Raw genomic sequence first — 3,640 nt, forward strand, 5'->3', positions numbered from 1 at the left:
GATACGCCGCACGCGCCCCCCGGGAAAAAGGCCCATGAATTTTTCCCGTCGCGCCGGGGGGTTGGGGTAACCCCCCACCCAAGGCACACCGGGATGATTCCATGACAACACACCCCCGCCCCCTCCCGGCCCGGTTGGCGCGGCCCGAGCCGGGGTGGGCGGCCGGGGAGGCGGCCCCGTACACCCCGCCGGGCACCACCCTACCCTTGGATGCGGTGCCGCGCCCCACCGCCGCCGCCCGGCCGCCGCCCGGGCTGGCGCCCGCACTGCGCGGACAGGGCATCGGGGTCCTGGTGCTGCGCAACGATCTGGATCCGGATACCGCGCGTTCGACCCGGCCGCTGCTGGCACACAGCGCGGTGGAGGGGTCGCCGGGGTTGCGTAAGGTCGCCGAGTTCGGGAAGCCGATCGAACACGGTTCCGGAAGCGACGAATTCATGGTCGATGCCGATCTGCGGCCGGAGTATCCGGCGGTGGAGATCTACCGAGTCGAAACTCCGCCGCCGGGTACCCCGGCCGAGGTGCGCGGCGGTACCGGTGCGCCTGCCGAATTCCCCGGGGCATACACCGTTCCGCTCGCCTCGGTACCCGTGGTCCAGGGCGGGCCGGAAGTACTGGAACGCCTCCACCGCGACCCCGTTACCTCCCACGAACCGACCCTGCTCGCCGCCGACGCCGCCGCCGCGGGCCTCCCGGTGGGCCCGGTCACGGTGACCGATACCCCGATGGACCGGGAAACCGATTTCGGCAAGGTCGACAACCACAATTCCGCGCTGCGCGCACCCGACGACGCCCGCCGCACGCACAACCTCGTACCGGACTACGTGGTACCAGGTGCCGAACCGGTCCGCGGCGACTGGGTCGGAGCCACCGTCACCGCATCGAGTTCGGCCGCCGACGCGACCCAGATCGGCGGCGCCGCGCCGGGTAATTCGACCGCGGCGATCGTGGACGGCGATCCCACCACCGCCTGGATCAGCAATGCGGCGGAATACGCACTCGGCCAATGGTTACGGCTCGATATGGACCGACCGTTCAAATCCGGGCTGCTACGTTTCACCACCACCCCCGCCGCCATCGGCGACCCAGTGAAATGGGTGGAGGTGCGCACCAACAACGGCAGTGTCTCCGCCAGGATCGGCAAACCCGGCGAACCGGTTTCGGTGGCGCTGCCCGTGGGATCGACCGACTGGGTGAAGATCACGGCGCGCCAGACCGAACGCGGCAGTACGGGTGGGCAGTTCGGGATCAGCGAACTGGCGATCGAGGACTACTCCGTACCCGAATTCCCCGTGGCGGTCGAAATCCGGCACCGCACAGTACTTCCGGAAACGACGCCGGGTGCCACCGTGACCGGCTGGGATCTCGGACAGGAATTCCCCGGTCGCAGCGCCTGTTTCGATGCCCCCGACCGTGTTCGCTGCGGGAAGGGGCTGGCGCTGGCGCCGGAGGAGATGGGCGCGTTCGGCCGCACACTCTCGGTGCCCGCCCCGGTGACGGTCGATCCGCAACTCACGGTCCGGCCGCGGCAGGGGCCCGCGCTCGAAGCGCTGCTGACCGATCCGGCACGACCGGTGGCGCGCGGCGCCTCCGATGTCGGCGATCTCCGCGGATCGGCATTCGCCGCCACCGACGGCGATCCGCGCACCAGCTGGACGGCTCCCGAAGAGACCGCACGCGACACCCGCGGCCCGAAACCGACGCTCACCATCGAACTCCCCGAACCCACACTGGTGACGGGACTGGAACTGACGCCCTCCCTCGGTGGGTTGCCCGCCGCCCCGACCTCGGTGGCGGTGAACCTCGGCAACGGGCCGCAGATCCGCGAACTCGAAGACCCGGACGAGATCTCCCGGATCGAATTACATCCCACGGTGACCGATCGAATCGAGCTGAGCATCCGCAGCTGGGAATCGGTCCTGGACCGGACGGCCCTGGGCTACCACCAGGCCCAACCGGCCGGCCTGGCCGAGGTGAACGTGCTGGGTCCGCAGTATCCGGCACCGGCACCGGACGATCGGCTCGTCACCGTCGGCTGCGATATCGGGCCGACGGTCGCGGTCGGTGGCCGGCTGGTGCACACCGGAATCACCGCCACCGCCGGCGAACTGCGTTCCGGCGCGCCGGTTCCCGCGCAGCCCTGCCCCGACCTCGCCGCACCGCCGGCACCCGGGACAGAACCCGGTGCCGCCCAGCCGGTTTCCCTTCCGGCAGGCGAGGTCGATGTGCTGGTCGCACCGACCGAACTGTTCTTCGTCGACCGTTTGCGCCTGGTCGGCACGCAGCCCCCGCCCCCCGCCGCCGATACCGGAACGCAGCTGCTCACGCTGGCGCTCAGCACGAATACCGGCTGGCGGGCCCAGACCGCCGACGGGCGAGAACTCGAACCCATCGTGGTGAACGGCTGGCAGCAGGGCTGGTTGCTGCCGGCCGGGGCAGCCGGCCCGGTGACGGTGTCGTTCCCGATCGATACGTGGTACCGGGTGGCGATCTTCGGTGGGCTGTTGCTGCTGATACCGCTGCTCGCATTCGCCGTTCCGCGCGGACCCCGCGGCGATCCGGCGATCCCGGTGCGGGCATGGCGCACACCGTGGACAGTGGGCGGTCTGGCACTGACGGCCGCGACCACGGTGATCGCCGGGCCCACCGCCACCGTGCTCACGGTCGCGGGTCTGGCGGTGCTGCGGTTCGTACCGCGGCTGCCGCGGCGGGTCCTGGCGGCGGTCGCCGGTATCGGCACCGCCGTCTCCGCCGCCGCGTTGTCGACCGGGCCCTGGCGGATGCCGGGCGGCTATATGGGTGACTCGCTGTGGGTTCAGCTGCCCGCGCTGGTGGCGGTGATCGCGGTGGGTCTGGCGGCACTGCCGCCGATCACGTGGCGGCCACGGCCGGACGTCGCGCCGCCGCCCGAATGACCAGCAGCGCCACCAGCGCGGTGGTGGCGCCGGCGACGAGCGCGGCGGTGACGATGAGGCCGGTGACGGAATTCGCCACCACCAGCATCAACACCACCTCGACCGCCAACCCCACCCAGGCCAGCGCGGCCAATGCGGTCCGGTTCACCGCGATCGCCGAGAGCAGCGCGCCCTGCAGCACCGCCAGGATCGCACCGTGCAGCGCGAACAACCACAGCAATCCCTGGATCGGGGCGTAGTCGCGACCGGCCAGCAGCGGCGCCAGTGGAGCCGCCACCGCCGCACCGAACACCGCGACCACGCCGATACCGGCGAGCACGGCGAGCGCCGAACGTATCGCCGAACCGGACGACGCGGGCTGCGCCATCCGCGGGTAGAGCACCACACCCACCGCCTGCGGTAACCAGAACGCGATCTTGGTGGCGATGGTGCCCAGCGCGTACCGGCTGGCATCGGGTTCCTCCAGCACCATCCGGACCACGATCAGATCGGCCGACGACAGCGCCATCAACGCCGCCTGCACCTGCGCCGCCCGCAGGACCGCGGCCACGTCGGCCAGTCCCGACTTCGCACCCGCACCGGTACCGGATATCGCGCTGCCTGCACCCGACCGCGGGTCGCCGCCGGTGTCCGTGATCCCGGAGCCTCGCGGGGTCTCCGGCGCCGGCGTAGTCCCCTGAGACGCGGAAGCACCGAGCGCTTCCACACCTGGCGGCGCACCATGG

1 protein-coding gene and 1 pseudogene are annotated in these 3,640 nt (G+C 71.3%); one reads left to right on the forward strand and one right to left on the reverse strand.

Annotated elements, in window-relative coordinates:
• Nucleotides 1-101 precede the first annotated feature (101 nt).
• Nucleotides 102-2,915 (forward strand): alpha-(1->3)-arabinofuranosyltransferase domain-containing protein, encoded by a 2,814-nt coding sequence (locus tag QH195_RS33275; RefSeq protein ID WP_280438319.1) that lies wholly within the window; start codon nt 102-104, stop codon nt 2,913-2,915.
• Here the strand turns inward: QH195_RS33275 and QH195_RS33280 are convergent.
• Nucleotides 2,872-3,640: pseudogene (locus tag QH195_RS33280) on the reverse strand (polysaccharide biosynthesis protein); the annotation flags it as partial. The gene QH195_RS33275 and the pseudogene QH195_RS33280 overlap by 44 nt on opposite strands.

It is taken from the genome of Nocardia carnea (genome assembly GCF_029868855.1).
Classification (GTDB): Bacteria; Actinomycetota; Actinomycetes; order Mycobacteriales; family Mycobacteriaceae; genus Nocardia; species Nocardia carnea_A.